The following is an 18,581-nucleotide window of genomic DNA, read 5'->3' as shown; positions in this document are numbered from 1 at the left end:
TTTTTCATAATGCTTTAACAGACTTTATCAAATTAATGAATCTTCTAAAAAGCCGTAACTACTTTTTACTTTGATTTGTAAATCATGGCCTCTTTAGGGTTTTTATGATATGTGATATATAACTTAGCCTAAACTCTTTATCCTCTACTATGGCTTTGTCGAAATCCATGACCCCTATATTATTTATGGGATGCAAAATTGAAGATAGAAAAATAAGCCTATTAAATTCAAAAGAAGCTTTATCTTCTGAAAAAACTTTAGCTAAAACACTGTCCATCTTTTCATTCATTGTTTGATTTATATCAATTATCTTTTGAGATACTTCATTATCATGCCTTTCATTTGCAGCTTCCTTTAAAATTACAATAACCCCAGGATATCTTATGGCATATTCCATGATTTCATTTGCTAATATAATAAGTTTCTCTTCATCTTTATATTCTTCATTATCTAATACAGCATAGGCTGATAATGTATTATTAATGTAAAATTCCTTAACCTGATTTAACATTTCTTCTTTTGTTCTAAAATAATAGTTTATTGCACTTACATTGACCCCGGCCTCTTTTGCAATAGCTCTAATAGATACATTTGAGGAACCATTTTTTCCTATAAGATACAAGGTTCTATCAAGAATTTTTTCTTCTATGCTTTTAAGCTCTCTCATTTTTTCACCTCTAATATAGATAAACAACTTCAAGTATTAATTTGTACATGCCCCATAATTCCGCAAAGATTGACATTTGGGAAGATATATAAATTAAGATTAAGCAGTGTTTATCTATAAGTTTTAGTATAATAGCTTTCTAACAAATTATTATATCAAAATTTGTTAATTGTGTATAGTAGAGGTGTCTTCATAAAAAAAGAGAACCTCATTAATAAGAGATTCTCCTTATGCTTATACTATGATTAACCTATTACTTTCCATTTCCATTATTAGGTGATACCTGATTAAATCTTCCTTGTCCTCTACCCATCATACCTCTACCTTGGCTTTGTCCTCTACCCTTACCTTGTCCTTGACCGTTACCTTGACCCATAGCCCCTGATAAACATTGACCTTGGCCAAAATTTCCAGTACAGCTTTCTATATTGGCATTTAATTTTTCTTTTATTGCTTCTCCATCTTCTTTACTTAAAGCACCTTTATTTATAGCTTCATCTATAGTCTTTGTTCTCTCTTCTAACAAAGAAGCTTTTAATTGTTCATCACTCATACCTTTTTCTTTAGCTAAGTCATAAATAGTTTTTCCTGAATTTCTTGCATTTGTTATTTCTTCATCGCTTAAACCTAGCTTATTTTTTAATATTGAAGTAATGTAATCATAACCCCTCATAGATGTTATTCTCCCAAGTCCTAACCTTTGCGTTGAATCATTTGTCTTTGAGGTATTATCATTAGAGGCAGCATAGGCAGTAGCTCCAGCTCCTATAATCACAGTGAGTGCCAGAGCAGCTATAATATTTCTTTTTTTCATGTTTAATTCCTCCTAAAATATAAATTTAATTTACTGTATCTTTATAATAAACTATATTTAAGAAGGAACATTGATAGAAATGTGATAAAGCTGCAAAAGATTTTAATATATTTCATCACAATTTCATCACAATTATAATATCATGTGGCAAGCGATATGCCCCTTGCCACACCCAGTCTAAAAAATCATATTGCCTATATCCATAAGCATATCAAGTCCTTTAACTTCCCTATCAAACATGGGTATTTTCACAATTTCAGAGGTTTTAAAAGTATTTTTTATTTCTTCTATATAATACTCTTGCATATATCTTCTATTTTTAAAGAAGGTTGATACTGCTTGTTCTTCTGGAATAATCAAATTCGCCATTATTAGCTGAGTGTCAATGCCAACAGTTCTAAGCTCCTCTGAGGCCCTATAAGCTTCAACTATAGGCGTTTTTTCAGGATACATCACAAAGGAAAAGGTGGTTTTTTCCTTATCCTTCATTACAGCTATAACCTTATCAAACTTTTCCTTCTGTTTTTTATCTTCTTCACTTATGTCTGTAGAAAGCCCTGCCTTCATCTGTATCTGTTTGCTCCAATCCATAGGGAGCTCTAGAAGTCTTAAAGTATGGCCTGTAGGTGCTGTATCAAATACTATGACATCATAAACCTCCTCACTGGCGTATCTAATAAACTTTTGAAAAGCAGCCATCTCCTCAGTACAAGGTGAATTGAGTTCTTCCTCCATAGTAAGTATAGTGCTCTCATCAAATTTACTTCTTGCCTCATCCAGCACCATAGACTTATACTCTTCGAAGGCCACTTTGGGATCTATTTTAGCTGCAAAAAGATTTTCCATACCTTCAATTTTTGTAGGTTCATCTCCTATAGGTTTATCTAAAACCTTGCCAATATGAGCAGCTGGATCAGTAGTTAGCAGCAAGGTCTTATATCCTCTGTTAGCCGTATGCACCGCAGTAACACAGGCCAGTACAGTCTTTCCAACCCCACCTTTTCCAGAGAAAAAAATGTTTTTGTGAGATTCATTCTTAGGATAGATAAGATCTTTTATATTGTAGTTTTTTTCAATATTAATATCCTTAATATTTTTATAATTTAACTTCATAGAACCTTCTGCTTTTCTTCCCTGAAATAATATGCCTGCAGAAAGCCTAAACCTATTTATTCCTTTTAGTTCACTATCAAATAACTCCATGGTATCAATGGGTATAGCACCAAAAGCTTCTTTTGCCTTAGTCAAATACCCCATTTGCATATCATACCTAGCTTTAAAGAAGGGACTTAAAACTTCTTCCTGTGGTATAAATCCATTGATGATAATCCTTGTAGTGATTATACCTAGTTCTTCTAACTCTTTAGAGGATCTTATGGTTTCATCTAAGGAGGTCTGCTCTGGCTGCATTACAAATATAAAATCCGTTTGATTTTTATCTCTTAACTTTGCAATAGCTTCATCAAACTTATTTTTGCTATCCTCAATCATAGATACTGGTCCCATACAAGTTTGACCAGTGCCTTTAGCACTTTCTTCTATATGCTTGCTCCAATCTATAGGAAGCTCCAACAATCTTATGGTATGCCCAGTAGGCGCGGTATCAAATATTATTATATCGTAGTCGGTTTCTCCCATGAAATCAATAAACCTATCAAAGGATGCCATCTCTGAAGTGCAAGGTCCACTTAATTGCTCATCTGCAATTTTTACCATTTCTTCATCAAATAGCTCTCTCATTGGAGCCAGCAATCTTTCTTTGTACTCCTCAGTAGATTTGTCAGGGTCAATTTCCATAGCATATAAGTTATCTATATTGTTTATCTTTGTGATTTTATGGCCTATTTCCTGTTCAAAAACATCAGATAAATTTGCTGCTGGATCCGTAGTAACAATTAAGGTCTTAACCCCCTTATCTGCATTATATACTGCTGTGGTACATGCCATAGAGGTTTTTCCTACACCACCTTTACCAGAGAAAAATATAAATTTAGTCACAATTACTCACCTCTTATAGCTTTTTCTAGCTCTTCTAAAGTGGGATATTCGCCTTGTTTAATTAACTTTTTATCTAGCACAGTTATTGGAAGAGCTTCCTTCTTTTTTTCCTTCATTAAAGCAAAAACTTCTCTGTTAGTCATAAACTTCATGGAATGAGTTTGAGGTTGATATCTTTCGATCTCTAGTCCTTCATAGTTTTTCTTAAGATATTCAATGTTTTCCTGCAGCTTTATTAATCTTTCATCCACACTGGGGCCACAGATTCCAGTAGAACAACACATGGTCATTTCAAAAAACTCTAATTTCATAACTTTCACTCCTCATATATTTTAATAATTAAGGCAGCAAAGGCCAGCTTCTTTATACAGTATCATAATAAGGACTGCTTTCCCTTGCCACTAATTATGTCTTCACAGGAAATATGATTTTCTTTTAAATATTTAAGCTTTTCTATATCCTTAAGGCATTCTTTAACCTTAACTAGTTCATTATTTAATATGTCATTTATGAAAGGATATTGCTCTAGCATATCTTTATTGAGAGTATAATAAACAAATTGAGCTTTTTTAAAGCTAGCTATAATTTTTAATGTGCTTAGCTTATTTAAATGTCTAGAAACATTAGACTGATTAAGCTCTAGTATTCTTTCAATTTCGCAAACGCAAAGTTCCCCCATATTTAATATGTTTAATATTCTAATTCTATTTTCATCCGCTAAAGCCTTTAATACTTGAATTAAGTCCATGTAAATCCTCCTATAGATTAATCTCCTTGTTTCTAATTCTTTCTGCTAAATTTTTAACCTTTTCCTCAATAAGCTTTGCTATTTTTATAAATTCCTCATCACTTTTACCTGTTGGATCCTCTAAGCCCCAATCCTCTTCATGGGTTGATGGCAAAAACGGACAAACAACATTGCAGCCCATCTTTACCACAATATCAACCTGTGGTATGTCACTAAGTAATTTAGAATATTGCGTTTCATTCATATCAATGTTATATAAATCCTTTATTATTTTAACTGCATCTTGATTTATTTTGGGCTTTGTTTCTGTACCAGCTGAATAAGACTCAAATGTTTCTTCACCAAATAATTTGCCCAAAGCTTCAGCCATCTGTGATCTACATGAATTATGAACACATACAAATGCAACCTTTGGTTTCATAATCTTTTCTCCTTACAATTTATTATATGATTATATTACTATATAATCATATAATGTTTTAAATAGAATTTCAACATTTTTCATTTTCAAAATCGTTATTATCCGATATACTTATATAATGAAGTTCTAAGGTAAAATGTATAATTTAAAATAAAGTAGGTTGTTAAATAATGTTTTGGAGTAAAAAATATAAACTTAAAAAAGAGAAAAAGGAAAATGAAGAAAAGCTAAGAAAACTACAAGGCAGAGAAGTAAGATATGCCTCAAAGCGGGATGAGATTACTTATGTAGAAACAGTAATCGGCAAAAATGGTGTTATCAACATAGTAGATGATATCTTTTCAGTTATCTGCAACGATAAAATTATCTTTAGCAGCCCTATAAGTGAAGTATACGGCTCTGATCTCATGAGCCTAGATGGAATAATTCTAAATTACAAAGATGAAACCACAGGAAAAGATGTAGAAATAATGGTATACTACAAATACTACCGTAAGGTATAGGGTTTCTCTATATTTATTTCTTACTTAAAGGAGGACTTATGCAAAAATCAATAATCTTAACAGAAGGAAGTATTACAAAAAAACTTGTAGCTTTAGCTATTCCCATAATGGGAACTTCCTTTATTCAAATGGCTTATAATATGACTGATATGATATGGATAGGTAAAATAGGTAGTAATGCGGTAGCCGCCATTGGCACTGCCGGTTTTTTCACTTGGTTAGCCATGGCCTTTATCATGATTTCAAAAGTGGGAGCAGAAGTAAAGGTTGCTCAGAGTATTGGCGAACATAAATATAAAGCTGCAAAAAGTTACGCCACCACAGCAATCCAAATAAATTTATTCTTTGCATTTATATATGGATTATTATTGATAATATTTAGAAAGCCTTTATTAGACTTTTTCAGATTAGGAGATGTTAACATAGTTAATATGGCTGAAGTCTATTTAGTAGTAATGGCTCTAGGTATGATATTTTACTTTATAAATCCAGTATTCACTTCTATTTTCAATGCTACTGGAGATAGTAAAACTCCTTTTCTTATAAATACTATAGGCTTAATATTTAATATAGTCTTTGATCCTTTGTTAATATTTGGTGTTGGCCCCTTCCCTAGGATGGAAGTGCTAGGAGCTGCCATAGCAACAGTTATGGCACAGGTAGTAGTTTCTATATTTTTTATTATAGCTCTAAAAAATAGGAAAGAAGAGTTTTTTAAAATTAACATATTTTCAAAGCCTGATAAAGATAATATTATATCCATCTTTAAGCTAGGCCTTCCTGTGGGGAGCCAAAGCGGGTTGTTTACAATATTTTCTATATTGCTAGCTAGAATAATTTCAAAATTTGGTCCTATACCTATTGCAGTTCAAAAGGTAGGTTCCCAAATTGAAGCCATCTCCTGGATGACTGCTGGCGGATTTTCTACTGCTTTATGCAGCTTTATAGGACAAAATTATGGTGCTAAAAAATATGATAGGGTTATTAAGGGCTATAAAGCTACCATGATACTAGCTACAATTTTAGGTATTTTCACCACAGCCTTACTAATTTTTGGTGGTAAATTTATATTTTCTCTATTTATTTCTGAAAAAGAAGTTGTAGAATATGGAGTAACCTACTTAAGAATATTGGCTTATTCTCAATTATTTATGTGCATAGAAATCACTACTACCGGAGCCTTTAATGGCCTTGGTAAAACTGCTATTCCTTCTATAATAAGCATAGTACTTACTGGACTTAGAGTACCTGCCGCCTTCATACTCTCTAGTGAAAATCTTTTAGGATTAAATGGTGTTTGGTGGAGTGTTAGTATGAGTAGTGTATTTAAAGGCATATTAATGACAGGAATTTTTATTATAATGCTTAGACTTAACAAATTATTTGGTAAGAATTTAGAATCTGTTTCTAACTAAGTAAAAATTGCAAAGCAACTTTTATTTAGTGCACAATTCACAATGGCGGTAATTTTTTCTTCACTGACGTTAGGGAAAATTGAGTATTTAAAAAAGTTGAAATTGCTACTAATATGATAAGCAATTTCAACTTTAATTTTTTGTTACTCTCTTGTAATTTTAATCAAAAGCTCTCCTAAACCTACATTATAACCGCTGCAAGCATAAATTCCATTTATAGAATTACCATCAATATTTGAGTCTTTATCATATCTACTAGAAATCAATACTAGAGGCAGCTTATCTGGATCTAAATACATCCTTCTTGCAATGGTATTTACATTTTCATAAAAATCGTCATAATAAGTTTTTATGCCCGGTATAAGCTCATAAACCTTTTGTAAAGTCTTGTTCTCCATAGCGGATCTATCCCTTAAAATAAATATTATTTGATCCTTTATACTCATGAAATCTTGCTTCATTGCTATGATTTCATTTAATATGTGCTCTGTAGGCTCTTTACCTTCTTCTATCCATATAAGTATGCTTTTTCCATCTTTCATTAACTGAGAGGCCTGTATCCTAACTCCATTGTCATCTCTAAGATTAAAATCTTGAAGCTCATAATTTTCTAGCATATCGGAAATTTTTGCTTCTCTCAAGGTTATATCTACGGTTTTTACTTCTTCAGCTTTAACTTCGAAAGTATACTTATTTACAAATAGACTTCCATTAGGCAACCTATTAGAAGTTAAAATCCTATAATGGCTAGGAGCAACATTAATATTAGCTTTCTCTCCCTCGAATATATCTCTACCTAAAGCTAGAGTTCTATAGGCTCCCTTTTCTAGCAACGCTATAGTCCAATTCTGATAATACTTTAGATCCGCATTACTGGTATTATTAATTAAAACCTGTGAAGCTTTCCCGTTGACCTCATCTCCTATTTTTACAAAGCTTCCTTCTGATTCATTCAGACAGCTATAATATTCTATGGCTAAATCACTGCTGTTTATTCTTGCTGGTATTCCTAAGCTTCTGCATATAGCAACAAATAAAATCTTTTTAGACATAATGCTTCCCGCTGCCATTTTAAGGGTTTCAACTGGAGTAGTATATAGTTCCTCATATTCATGGTTTGGAAATTCTATAATATTTTCTTCAATATGCTTCCATAGCTTTCTAGGATTTCTCTTGAAGCTGTTCTTTAAATCATCAGAAAAATAGCTAATAATAGGCTTTCTAAAAGCTGTTATTTTTTCTAGGTATATTCTTGGGCAAAGTACATACTTAAAATAAATTTCTTTAGGATAATTGTTATTAAAATCAACAGTACTATCAATGTGGGAGCTTAATATTTCATATTTGCTGTCTATATAATCCTTCTTTGATAAACACATTAATAAATTTACTCTTTTGTCTAAGTCCTCTTCATTATGATGAGAATTTAAGAATTCTAATATTTCTAGATAGTTTCCCATAGCACTTAGCAGTATATCTCTAATTTCAGAATGATACTTGCCTGAATACTGAATTTCATCTATGCTCTTAATAATTTTACTGATTTTTTCTTCTCTGATCTTATTACAATTTGCAAATCGCTCTTTGTGTTTAGCTTTTTCTTCTTCAGTTATATTGTAGGGCGGCATCCTTTTATCATTTGGAGGCACTATATCTATAGCTTGAGCTTCTATTTCCTCTTCATAATCTGCTGAATCATCTATATTAAATATAAGCTCTTCTGAAACTTTGGTATCTACTATTTTGTATATAAACCTATTATCCTTTGCAATATGGACAGCTATGGTTCCAAGTCCAAGCCTTATGGAGGCTAGTCCTTTTTCATCTGTATGCAAAATTGCCACAGGTGATAGCTCAGAATAATTAAGTATTTCAAATCTCACCATCACATCTTCTACAGGCTGATTTTTCGAATTTATAACTTTGACGGAAAAGATTTTTGAATCAGCATATTTATTAATATTACTAATAGTGTTTACTGACTCATTCCCTGAGATTATCTCTTCATTCTTGAAATAGCTAGAAAACACCCTGCTATGAACCACCATAGCCCTAGAGGCTGCTGAGGTAAACCAGCCTTTATCTAGCACTGACTCTGGTTCACAAGCTCCGAGATAATGCCATTTACCCTGACACCATACTTCTACCCAAGCATGATTATCATCACAATGAGCCCATCTTGGTGTGTATATCTGCCTTGCTGGTATTCCCACACTACGAAGTGCAGTAACTGTAAAGGTAGATTCCTCCCCACACCTTCCATATGCACATCTTAGTACTGATAGCGGTGAAGCTGTCCTCTCATCCGTAGACTTATAGGTTGCATGTTCAGCACACCAATAGTTAACTTCTAAGATAGCTTCATGCATACTTTTACCTTCTAACCTAGGATATATCATATCATAGAATATTTTTCTGCAATCTTCTATAGCTTCATTGTTAATACGATAATGGAGCACGTAGTTTAAAAAAATATCCTCAGGAATTTCTCTACCCCAAGGGGTATTTTCCCTTAAAAATATAGCATGCTTAACATATCTATGAAAAAGTTCAAAATCATAGTTGGATATATCACTTAAAGGCATTTCAGAATATAAGTATTCCATTAAAAACTTTTCCTCTTCCTTACATAAGGAAAGCTTAGAAATTATATCTTCTTTTTTGTATCCCAATAAGTCTAATACCTCTATAAATTTGGAATTTGCATATTGTTTTACCTCACCTGTATATACCATACTCCATCTCCTTCTAGTTTAATAATAGTATAGGCCTTAGCTTATAGCTGCTCTAGAACAGTTCTAATCTTTGTAATCTCTTCTTTATCAGTTCTTAAAATCACATATTCACTAAGTATAGGAAAACCCATACTTATATCTTTCTTTCTATACTCCATAAGGCTTTCCACCTCAATTTTACCAGAGGCATGTACAGCATGAGATCCAGTATAGCTTACTATTTCCTGCACATTATTTGAATTTATTCCGCTTCCTATGAGAATTTCTATGCTGCCTTCTGCTTTTTCTACCAAAGCTTTTAAAAGCTCTATTCCTTCAGTACATTTATTTTTCTGACCCGAGGTTAATATAGAATTAACTCCTATTAACTTTGCTTCTTCTAAAGCAGCAAAAGGGTCACTACACAAATCAAAGGCACGATGAAGAGTTATATGCATGCCTTTGGCCTCAGCTATGAGAACTTTCAATCTTTCTAAGTCCAAGGTTCCATCAGGTTTTAAGATGCCTATAACCACCCCATCAGCTCCTGCTTCCTTGAACATCTGTATGTCCTTTTTCATTATTTCGAACTCATTTTCTGTGTAACAAAAGTCACCATATCTAGGTCTGATTAAAACATTTATTTTTATAGTACTTTTTTCTTTTATTAGTTTAAATAAATTTATATTAGGTGTAGTACCTCCAATGATGAGATTACTACAAAGCTCCAAACGATTGGCCCCGCCTTTTATAGCCTCCATAGCCGACTCTACAGAGTCCACACAAGCTTCTAGTATATATGCCATAGAACATTACTCCCTTTCTTTAAATAAGTAATACATAGAAGTAACCCCAGCGCCTGTGGCTCCTGTTGTTTGATATTCATAGATAGGAGTATCTACCCAGGCAGTTCCTGCAATATCTAGATGTATCCAAGGAGTATCTTCTACAAATTTTTCTATGAATAAACCAGCAGTTATAGTTCCACAATAGTTTTTTCCCATGTTCTTTACATCTGCTATATCACTTTTTATCATATCCCTATGCTCATCACAAATTGGAAACTGCCAATATTGTTCTCCAGCTCTCTCATACCCCTTGGTAAATTCACTGTAGAATTCTCTATTATTAGTTAAGGTTCCTGCAATGCTAAAGCCCAAGGCGTTTACCACTGCCCCAGTTAAGGTAGCTATATCTATAATTTTTTTAGCCCTCTCCTTTTGAATGGCATAGGTTACCGCGTCAGCTAATATTAATCTTCCTTCAGCATCAGTGTTTAAAACTTCAATAGTCTTTCCTGACATAGAATTAATTACATCTCCAGGAATAAAGCTTTCTCTGGATATTCTATTTTCACATGCAGGTATAATCCCTACCACATTTGCCTTTATTTTGTTTTTTGCCAAAGAATAGATAGCTCCTATAACCGCCGCAGCTCCTCCCATGTCCCCTTTAATACCGGCCATGGAATTAGCAGGCTTCAAGCAATAACCTCCAGTATCACAGGTAACTCCTTTTCCTACTAAGGCTGTAATATCATCTTCTTTATGTCCTCCAAAATACCTGACTATTATGAGTCTAGGAGGATTTCCGCTGCTCTTTCCAACGGTATAAAAGGCTTCCATCTTATTTTCTGTTATATAATTTTCATCAAAAATCTCTACCTCAAAACCTGCCTTCTCTCCTAGCTTCCTTATACTATCTGCCATGATTATAGGAGTAAGTTTATTTGCAGGAGTATTAACTAAATCTCTGGCTAAAATTACACCCTCAGCAACATTAACAGCGAGGCTTATTTCTTTATTTACGATATCTTCCTGTTCCTTTGGATAGCCTTGAAGAAATATATGATGATTTTCTTCTTTCTTTAATGTTCCGTATCCTTTAAAGCTATATAAACCTAATCTTATACCTAGCACTACTTCGCTTATGCTCTCTATTCCATATTCCTTTAAGAATGTGGAAATATCCATAGCTACATTCTTAATATTATATTTTCTAAGCTGTTTTAGACTATAGGCTACTACCTCTTTAATTCTTGTAAGGTTAAAGCTAGAAATCTCTCCTAACCCTACATATAGTACAGCCTCTCCATTTTCTTTTATACAAGGAATGCATGTCTTATAACCTCTATTAAATATCTCTAGTATACTCCTAGGAATGTTTTCCTCATCTTTAGTTCCTGCATAGACATAAAGGATTTTAAAATCACAATTTTGGTTATTGTCTGCATATATCATAAAATCTCTCCTCGTTAATTTTCCTATATGATAATACTAATATTCTATAGAAATAGTACTATGACCTTCTATCTTGCTTATATTAAATACAACATATTTATCTACCTTATGAAACTCTATGCTTTCACCCCTAGGTACACTTTTAACAGTCTTAATATTTTTATCACCTACATATATCTTAAACTCTATATCGTAAAGTGGAATAGAGTCCTCTATTATATAAATATCCTCTGAGCGCTTTTCAGTTATATAATGCAATACATGTAATATATCCCTATTCTCATTAACCTGAGTATTTAAAGCTGTAATAATAGTGGATGGACCACTATGAGAAATAAGTTTATCTTTAAGCAGAAGCTCTATAGCGTCCTTCATTATTAACTTACACCATATAGCAGAATTTTTACGATAGATTCTAAATATAGGATGAGAGAAATATATAACATTATTTTTTCTAGTAACGGCTGGATATCCTAGCTTTCCTGAGGAAGGAGTATGTTGATGAGAACAGAACTTTTCTCCTTCTCTGTTAAAGTAAGGTTCTACTGAATGCATTAAAACTTCAGCTTCTTGAGCTTTTATATCCATTCCTCTAAGGTACATAACATATTCTTCTTTGTATAAATCCTTTCCTATGATCTCATTAGGTAAAATAAAATCTCTATAATAATCGGATTCTTTTTCACAGGAGATACCATATAAACTGCTTATTTTACTTCCTTGATTTAAGAGAGATTTATAAGTGCCGATTACTTTTCCACCATTTTCTACATATTTAATGATTTTATTTTCTAACTCATGGCTAAAGTTTATATCATCAGGTAATATTAATAGCTTGTATTTATTAAAGTCAAAGCTGCTATCAATAACATCAAATTGATAAGATAGCTCTTGAAGCATTCTTACCGCTCCTATTAAGGCAGGAGGTATTCCTAAATCATGATCCCTAAAAGAGTAAAATTCTTCTGGTGTGAATACCGCAATTTCTGGAATTGGCTTTGCATCTATACAATAAGCTTCTTTTTCTTTTACCTTCTCATAAACAGATCCTATTAATTCATAAGCTGCCTCAGATAGTTTTCCACTAGGGTGAAGTTGATCTCCTATAGAACAGCCAGCTCCTAAGGCCAGCATATTAAAGCACTCAAATTCTAATGCAGCCTTATTTTTAAGAGAATGGAAATCTCCCCAATAGGTATGGAACTTTCCTGTCATACCTAGTATATCCTTTCCTAAATTTCTAGCATATCTAACTGTTGCAGGGAAATGATCGTACCCCCATCCACCACTAGGAAGAGACTCTAACTCTAAATGGGTATAATCCTCTAAGCTTTTTTTATTATTAGGTCCTATATGTGAACTATTATAAAAAATACCGGCATTAGGTACCCTATCTTTTATAAACTGTGTTATTTCCTTTTTAAATTCATCCAGCATCACTGTGGAGTATTCAATTCTTTCATGCTTAACCTGTGGGTCAAAGCCTAACTTACTCATTTTATCCACACAGTATTTACAATTACAATCTACTTTAAACAGAATGTCCATGAAAAAGCCATCTATATTTTCTATTCCCACCGTATCAATAATATCCTGAAGGTGTTCTTTAAAATACTCTCTATAGCCACTATTTAAGCAAATAGTATAGTAGAAATGAGGCTTCGGAACATTCTGGCTATTAATAAACTCACCCTTTTCGTCCACCGCTAACCACTGTGGGTGAGTTTTAGCAATATGACCATCCCACTGAACTGTAGTATATATGGGCACCTTTATGTTGTTTTTATGACAAGCTTCAATTTGTTCTAACAAGAGATTCCTATTTACCAAATTAGGATGTATAAGCTCTGGTGCATTTTTTGATGGATAATACAGCCATCCATGATGGCATCTAGCAAAGCAAGTAATAGAGTTTATATTTGCTTTTTTAAGAGTATTTACAAATTTATCTGGGTCAAATTCCTGAGCCACCTCAGGAATATATTCACTGGTATGAAAATCTAAATGTACTTGTCTGTATCTTAATTCCTTCATAGCTAAATCCTCCATACTAATGTATTAATTTAATTTTCCTATTGTATATAAATTCTTTACTTATCCTAACTATTCCTTTACTGCACCTGCAGCTAAGCCGCCTTCAACCTTTTCTTGGAATAAAAGATATATTACAAGAGGCACAAATACTGTAATTACTATAGCTGCCATTAAAGGGCCATATTCCGAGCCTCTTTCACCGTTAAAATTAAGGAGTCCTAGGGATATAGGCTTTAACCTATCATCATTTATAAATAATAATGGGAATAAAATATTATTCCATGCTCCTAAAAAGTTAAATATAGATACAGTAGAAATAGCTGGTACTGACATAGGTAATATTATCCTTGTATATACTTGAAAATACCCTGCTCCGTCTATTATAGCCGCTTCTTCTAGAGACATATTGATCCCCTTCATAAAACGTGTAAGTACAAATATACTGAAGGAAAGAGAGAAGGCTACGTATATAAGCACTAAGGCTACTAAATTGTTTTTAAGTCCTAATCTACCAACTATATAAGCTACCGGTACAAGTATAGTATGCATAGGTATCATCATACCTAAAAGAAAGAATATTGAAAGATACTTATTTATTTTAAAATCAAATCTTGATAATGCGTAGGCCGCCATGGAAGCTACGATAACTAAGATTATCACTGTAGCCATGGAGATCATGATACTGTTTAAAAAATATTTGCTCATATTAGCTTCTTTCCAAGCTATTATATAGTTTTCATATCTAAAAACCTCTGGCAAGCTAAAGGGAGAGCTAAATATTTCATTATTCTCTTTTAAAGAAGAAACTAAAGTGAATAGCATCGGACATATAAATGCTAAGGACATAACTATTAAAAATACATACAATCCAACTTTTCCTGACCATCTATTATTAATATTATTCTTTTTCCCTTTCATGCTCCATCCTCCTATCTATCTTTCCTTTTGTCCATAATAAAATCGCTGCCTATGGTAAGAACTAAAGCAATTATAAGTATTATAACTCCAATAGCACTACCTCTTCCATAATTATCATATCTGAAAGCTTCATAATACATAAGAGTAGTAGGAAGGTTTGTAAGTCCATTAGGTCCTCCCTCGGTCATTACAAAGATAAGATCAAATACCTTTACTGTTCCTATGATATCCATTAATATACACATGCTTAAGATAGGTTTAAGCATAGGAATAGTTATATGGAAGAACTTTTTTGTAGCTGTAGCCCCGTCAATATCAGCGGCTTCATAAATCTCATCTGGTATGGTGGTTAAACCTGCAATTAATATAACCATATAATAACCGATACCTGCCCATATATTTACAAATATTATGGTGTTCATAGCTGTAGCAGAATCTATGAGCCATCCCTTTGCTAAAGTAGCAAGTCCAACAGCTTCCAATAGAGAGTTTAAAGAACCATTAGGCATAAAAATGAAATACCATAGAAGTCCAATAGCTGTAAGAGGGAATATGGTAGGTATAAAATACATAACCTTGAAAAATCTATAGCCTCTACATTTTGTATTTATAGCTACAGCAAGGAGCAAGGCTATAGGAGTGTGAAAAATCACGCTGAAGAACACCATTCTTCCCATATTCTTTAAAGATAATATAAAGGCCGGATCTTTAAAAACAGATAAATAATTTTGAAGTCCTACAAATTTTATTGGGGTTCCCATAATTCCATTCCAATCAGCAGTTGAAAAATAAATAGCCCCAAACAGTGGAATTATAAGAAATACTACATAAATTATTAAAGCTGGTAATATAAAAAGTAAAATTTTTGATTTATCTTTTTTAGTTTTTAAATGTACCAAGTTATCCTCTCCTTTTTAAAGGCAGTTCCAGAGACAAAATCTCTGGAACTTATAACAAATTTATTTTTCTTTATCTATTTCAGTTTGAATTTCCTGTGCTGCTTTGTCCGGTGTATTTCCAACGAACATACTTACTATGGAGTTTCTAGTTCTATCCTGCATAGATGGAAGTGGATCAAAGTCAAATACATCTACTGCGATTCCTGTAGAAGTTGCTCCTAATTCTATATTCTTTAAGAATAATTCTGAAACCTTAGATTTGTCTATATTTATATCTTTTCTTGGAATTAAGAATTGAGACTCTTCAGCAAATCTCTTTGCTGCATCTGCTGAAGTTAACATTTTAAGCAATTCTATAGTGTATTCTTTCTCTTTGCCTTGAAGCTTTCCGCTAACCATATATGGACTTAATATTTGCATATCGTTATCCTTAAATTGTGGTTTTTCTTCGAAATATGGGAACTTAGCAACTTTTATAGATTTTGTATATTTAGTATCCTTTTCACTAGTAAATTTTCCTATATTCCAAGGTCCTGTAATAATCATACCCGCTTTTCCTTGTAGGAATTCTGTCAATACAATGTCATCACTGATACCAGCAGCATTTTTACCAAAAGCATTCATATCATTTAGTTCTTTAACAAAGCCTAGAGTTTTAATTACTTCAGGATCTGTCCATTTCATTTCTCTTGACCCTAACTTTTTAGCAGCTTCTGTTCCCATCCATTTATAGAAGATTTGATCATGAAGATGTCCTGCCATATAAGTAGTTTTGGCTCCAAGAGCAATAGGTTTAATTTTTATAGCATTAAGCTTTTCTATAGCTTTTTTAAATTCTCCCCAAGTTTCCGGGAACTTTTCTATACCTGCTTGTTTGAATATTTCTTCATTATAATATACACCAATTAATCCAGACTCCATAGGAATTGCATATGTACCCTTATTTCCTTGCACTTGGTAATAGCTTAAGGCTCCTTCTGTAAAGCCGCTGCCCCACTTAGTATCTTCTTTTAAAATTGGATCCATATCCATTAATAATCCACTTTTAATATACTCTCCTAAATTAGCAACCCCTTGAATTCTGAATATATTTGGAAGAGTTCCTGAAGCTAAATCCGTTTTTAATTTGTTATTAAATGAGGACTCATCACCTTGAGATTCGTCTACAACCATAGCATCTGGATGCTTGTTTTCAAACTCCTTTACAATATCTTTGAATATTTTTACCTGATTAGATGTGCCTGCCATTCTAGTTAAAAGTCTGATCTTTACTTTGTCCTGGTTTCCTTTGTCAGCGCTGGAATCTTTTTTTCCTGTACAACCAGCTACCCCTAGAGTCATTGACAATGCAAGTACTAAAGCCAATACTTTTTTCATTTTTATTCCTCCACATCATTTTTAATTTTAATAAAAACCCTTCACTTCATATTATTTATATAAGGGCCCATAAGCCGCACAAGCTCTATAGTCTGCCGCTTCTAAATCCTTAGTACCAAAGGCTGCAAAGCTATGAGGTCTGAATATATCCTTATCTTCTATGTTATGAAGTGAAACAGGTATTCTAAGCATGCTCGCAAGAGTTATTAATTCCTTACCTATATGTCCATAGCTAAAGGCTCCATGATTAGCTCCCCAGTTCTTCATAACGCTGTATACGTCCTCAAAGCCTTTAACTCCCAATCTAGGTACGAACCAAGTTGTGGGCCAAGTTCTGTCAGTTCTTTCGTCTAATATCTTATGCATATCTTCTTCTAGTGTTACAGTATGACCTTCTGCAATTTGAAGCACAGGTCCTATACCTTGAACCAAGTTTACTCTAATTAAAGTAATAGGCATTTCACTCTGTGTTCTAAAGTGAGAAGAATATCCACCACCTCTGAAATAACCAAGGTTAGCAGGGCACCAATCTACAGCTTCTAAACAAGCCTTTATATCCTTATCCTCCATGTCCCACCATCTTTTAATGCAATTTTTGCCGCTGTTATCTTTAGAAAGTCCTACAGCATCTAGTGCCGCTGAACCTGAATTAATCAAATGGATAAAACCGTTTTCAGCTAGACCTTGTGGCTTCTTACCTGTTACTCTTAAAACCGCCTCTGGACTCCAATAGGTCCTGACATCGGCAAAAATGCTAGCGGTACCGGTTATAAGCTTACCGAAAAGCATAGCAACTCCATTTAAAGTATCATTTTCTGTAGCTAACACTACTGGCTCTTTTTTACCATCCCAAGAAAAAGATGAATTTAGTATAGCTTCAGTGAAATCTCCATTAGGCAACCAGTCTGTCCACATTCTTTGTCCTTGGAAACCACCAGCAATAGCATTTCTTCCCATAGCTTCTTCATGATATCCTAATTCATTGAGCTTTGGATTTCCTAGCATTATATCCCTGCAAGCTAAAGTCATCTTAACTACAAACTTCCATTGTTCTTCTTTTTGCTCTGGAGAAACCCTTTTATCCTTAGGATTCAGATCGTAGCCTTCTTTGCAATTTTCTTTTGTCCACTTAAGTGCTCTTTCATATTCCTCAGCATCATAAATGCCCTTGTTCACTCTTCTTAATATCTCAGTCATATCCACCCATTCTGCTCTTATGCCAAGATATTTTTGAAAAAACTCTGGATCACAGAAGGAACCCATAATTCCCATAGATACTGATCCCATATTAACATAGGATTTATTTCTCATAAGTCCTATGGCTATAGCACATTTCCCAAATCTTAAAATCTTTTCCTTAACATCCTCTGGTAGCTCCCTATTATCCATGTCCTGAACATCTTTACTGTAGATAGAGAAAGCGGGAAGTCCTTTCTGTGCATAAGCTGCCATCACCGCTGCTAAATACACGGCCCCCGGTCTTTCAGTACCGTTAAAGCCCCATACAGCCTTAATTGTAAGAGGATCTAAATCCATAGTTTCAGTACCATAACACCAACAAGGAGTTACAGTTAAAGTGGCACATACATTTTCCTGAGAAAACTTTTCAGCACACTTTGAAGCTTCATAAGCTCCTCCTATAGTGGTATCAGAAATAATACACTGCACTTTAGTACCATCTGGATATCTCAAGTTTTCCTCTAAATATCTTGCTGCCGCCTTAGCCATGTTCATGGTCTGTTCTTCTAAAGCTTCTCTTATGCCCCCCCATCTTCCATCAATGGTAGGTCTTATTCCAATTTTAGGATAGCTCATTTTTTTCCCTCCTATTTT

General features: G+C 33.5%; 16 protein-coding genes. 2 read left to right on the top strand and 14 right to left on the bottom strand.

What is annotated here, in order from left to right:
• Positions 1-82 precede the first annotated feature (82 nt).
• The 6 genes from BN2665_RS19970 to BN2665_RS19945 form a co-directional block, all read right to left on the bottom strand.
• Positions 83-667, bottom strand: coding sequence for a TetR/AcrR family transcriptional regulator (locus BN2665_RS19970; protein ID WP_055668877.1), 585 nt, complete (start codon positions 665-667; stop codon positions 83-85).
• 253 nt (positions 668-920) lie between these two features.
• A complete protein-coding gene (locus BN2665_RS19965; protein WP_074042371.1) occupies positions 921-1,481 on the bottom strand; it encodes a hypothetical protein in 561 nt (186 codons plus the stop codon).
• Positions 1,482-1,658: 177 nt separating this feature from the next.
• A complete protein-coding gene (locus tag BN2665_RS27640) occupies positions 1,659-3,479 on the bottom strand; it encodes a TRC40/GET3/ArsA family transport-energizing ATPase (protein WP_082435973.1) in 1,821 nt (606 codons plus the stop codon).
• A gap of 2 nt (positions 3,480-3,481) precedes the next feature.
• Positions 3,482-3,790 (bottom strand): arsenite efflux transporter metallochaperone ArsD, encoded by a 309-nt coding sequence (gene arsD, locus BN2665_RS19955; protein ID WP_055668875.1) that lies wholly within the window; start codon positions 3,788-3,790, stop codon positions 3,482-3,484.
• A 62-nt stretch (positions 3,791-3,852) separates the two neighbouring features.
• Positions 3,853-4,227, bottom strand: a complete 375-nt coding sequence (locus BN2665_RS19950; protein ID WP_055668874.1) for an ArsR/SmtB family transcription factor — start codon at positions 4,225-4,227, stop codon at positions 3,853-3,855.
• A 10-nt stretch (positions 4,228-4,237) separates the two neighbouring features.
• A complete protein-coding gene (locus tag BN2665_RS19945; RefSeq protein ID WP_055668873.1) occupies positions 4,238-4,648 on the bottom strand; it encodes an arsenate reductase ArsC in 411 nt (136 codons plus the stop codon).
• A gap of 170 nt (positions 4,649-4,818) precedes the next feature.
• On the opposite strand from BN2665_RS19945, the gene BN2665_RS19940 reads away from it, so the two are divergent.
• Complete coding sequence (locus tag BN2665_RS19940) at positions 4,819-5,151, top strand: hypothetical protein (protein WP_055668872.1); 333 nt, start codon at positions 4,819-4,821, stop codon at positions 5,149-5,151.
• 11 nt (positions 5,152-5,162) lie between these two features.
• Positions 5,163-6,566: an MATE family efflux transporter gene (locus BN2665_RS19935; protein WP_278335933.1), complete on the top strand. Its 1,404-nt coding sequence runs from the start codon at positions 5,163-5,165 to the stop codon at positions 6,564-6,566.
• Positions 6,567-6,709: 143 nt separating this feature from the next.
• Here BN2665_RS19935 and BN2665_RS19930 read toward each other — a convergent pair whose 3' ends face one another.
• From BN2665_RS19930 to BN2665_RS19895, 8 genes are all read right to left on the bottom strand, one after another.
• Positions 6,710-9,301 (bottom strand): transglutaminase domain-containing protein, encoded by a 2,592-nt coding sequence (locus tag BN2665_RS19930; protein ID WP_055668870.1) that lies wholly within the window; start codon positions 9,299-9,301, stop codon positions 6,710-6,712.
• 41 nt (positions 9,302-9,342) lie between these two features.
• Positions 9,343-10,086 carry a copper homeostasis protein CutC gene (locus BN2665_RS19925; RefSeq protein ID WP_055668869.1) on the bottom strand — a complete coding sequence of 248 codons (744 nt, stop codon included), beginning with the start codon at positions 10,084-10,086 and terminating at the stop codon, positions 9,343-9,345.
• Positions 10,087-10,092: 6 nt separating this feature from the next.
• Positions 10,093-11,520 (bottom strand): leucyl aminopeptidase, encoded by a 1,428-nt coding sequence (locus tag BN2665_RS19920; protein WP_055668868.1) that lies wholly within the window; start codon positions 11,518-11,520, stop codon positions 10,093-10,095.
• Between the two features lie 36 nt (positions 11,521-11,556).
• Positions 11,557-13,554 (bottom strand): beta-galactosidase trimerization domain-containing protein, encoded by a 1,998-nt coding sequence (locus tag BN2665_RS19915; protein ID WP_055668867.1) that lies wholly within the window; start codon positions 13,552-13,554, stop codon positions 11,557-11,559.
• A gap of 69 nt (positions 13,555-13,623) precedes the next feature.
• A complete protein-coding gene (locus BN2665_RS19910; protein ID WP_055668866.1) occupies positions 13,624-14,472 on the bottom strand; it encodes a carbohydrate ABC transporter permease in 849 nt (282 codons plus the stop codon).
• A gap of 11 nt (positions 14,473-14,483) precedes the next feature.
• On the bottom strand, positions 14,484-15,371 hold the full coding sequence (locus BN2665_RS19905) for a carbohydrate ABC transporter permease (RefSeq protein ID WP_055668865.1): 888 nt from the start codon (positions 15,369-15,371) through the stop codon (positions 14,484-14,486).
• 60 nt (positions 15,372-15,431) lie between these two features.
• Positions 15,432-16,748 (bottom strand): ABC transporter substrate-binding protein, encoded by a 1,317-nt coding sequence (locus BN2665_RS19900; RefSeq protein WP_242865995.1) that lies wholly within the window; start codon positions 16,746-16,748, stop codon positions 15,432-15,434.
• A gap of 51 nt (positions 16,749-16,799) precedes the next feature.
• Positions 16,800-18,563, bottom strand: coding sequence for an L-fucose isomerase (locus BN2665_RS19895; protein WP_055668863.1), 1,764 nt, complete (start codon positions 18,561-18,563; stop codon positions 16,800-16,802).
• Between the last annotated feature and the right edge of the window lie 18 nt (positions 18,564-18,581).

Source organism: Desnuesiella massiliensis (assembly GCF_001403615.1).
Classification (GTDB): Bacteria; Bacillota; Clostridia; order Clostridiales; family Clostridiaceae; genus Desnuesiella; species Desnuesiella massiliensis.
The sequence above is the reverse complement of the archived record's forward strand: the minus strand, read 5'-3'. Positions and strand labels throughout refer to the sequence as shown.